The sequence below is a fragment of the Streptomyces sp. NRRL S-350 genome, assembly GCF_000719705.1.
GTDB lineage: Bacteria > Actinomycetota > Actinomycetes > Streptomycetales > Streptomycetaceae > Kitasatospora.
The window spans coordinates 1-255 of the sequence record NZ_JOHO01000229.1; the positions used below are offsets into that span (position 1 = coordinate 1).

Genomic DNA, 255 nt, shown 5'->3' on the forward strand with positions numbered 1-255 from the left:
CGGGAGGGCGTGGACGGCCTGCTGTCGGAGCTGGACGAGTACGGTGTGGAGCAGGCGCTGCGGATCGCGGAGGCGAACGAGGGCGCCGAGGTGACGGTGTTGACGGTGGGGCCCGATGACGCGAAGGACGCGCTGCGCAAGGCGTTGTCGATGGGTGCGGACCGGGCCGTGCACGTGAGCGACGAGGACATCCACGGTTCGGATGTGATGGCGACGTCGGCGGTCGTGGCGAAGGCGTTGGAGCGGACCGGGTTC

General features: G+C 70.2%; 1 protein-coding gene. It reads left to right on the plus strand.

The features are described 5' to 3' along the window. A partial coding sequence (locus IF30_RS0140675; protein WP_030248417.1) for an electron transfer flavoprotein subunit beta occupies positions 1–255 on the plus strand: 255 nt, incomplete at both ends.